Source organism: Microvirga arvi, from assembly GCF_016892765.1.
GTDB lineage: Bacteria > Pseudomonadota > Alphaproteobacteria > Rhizobiales > Beijerinckiaceae > Microvirga > Microvirga arvi.
Window position 1 is genome coordinate 1 of the sequence record NZ_JAFEMD010000214.1, and the last position, 783, is coordinate 783.

Consider the following 783-nt stretch of genomic DNA (forward strand, 5'->3'; position numbering starts at 1 on the left):
CGCGCACACCTTCTTCTCAGCCATCTGCATCGCGGCTGCCGTCGCCTTCTACCTCAATTAACGAGTCCTGAGCCTAGTCCGCGGCGCTCGCGATGACCACCAGCAGACCAGGGCTCTCCTGAATGAACTCGCGGCCACCCCGAAGGACAGCGATGCGTTCCTGGCCAAGGTGGCAGAGCTGCGGAAGGTGTTTCAGCAGCATATCCGCAACGACAAGAACGAGCTGCTGCCTGTCGTGCTCAAGGTCCTGAGTGCGGAACAGGTCGAGGCCGTCGTCGAGAAGGTTGAGGAGGAAGTCGCGGAGACCAGGCAAGCCGCCAGTGAACCACGGCGAACCCGGCGGGGGCGCAAGCTGGCCAACGCTGTGTCAGACACAGGCGGGACCTTGCTGGCAGCCGTCGAGGCTAGCTCGGAGAGCGTCAGGGTCCTCGAGCAGACGGTGGAGGACGTGGTTCAGGACCGTGTCCAGGCGGCGTCCGAGTTGGGCGGCCGTTCACTGGAAAGCTTCAGCCGTCAGGGCCAGGAGGCCCTGGCCCTGGTCGATCGGATGCCGGACTACCTTCAGGTGTGGGCCCGCTCCAATCGGATCCTGGCCGGTGGGGCCGGGACCATCACGCTGGAGTGGTTCGGGCTCCGGCAGGAGCGTCTGCTGAAGAACCTTGAGAGGATGACCGATCTTCTGAGCTGCCGGATGATCCCGGACTTTATCTGTAGTAGTCGGCATTTGATCTGACATTCAGCGTCAGAGAGTGATCGGGTTGAGCCTGTCCGGCAGGATCAGGC

1 protein-coding gene is annotated in these 783 nt (G+C 63.2%); it reads left to right on the forward strand.

The window, feature by feature from the left end; genetic code table 11:
* The first annotated feature begins 67 nt into the window (after positions 1 to 67).
* Positions 68 to 733, forward strand: a complete 666-nt coding sequence (locus ILT44_RS30580) for a hemerythrin domain-containing protein (protein ID WP_372441304.1) — start codon at positions 68 to 70, stop codon at positions 731 to 733.
* The last annotated feature ends 50 nt before the right edge of the window (positions 734 to 783 follow it).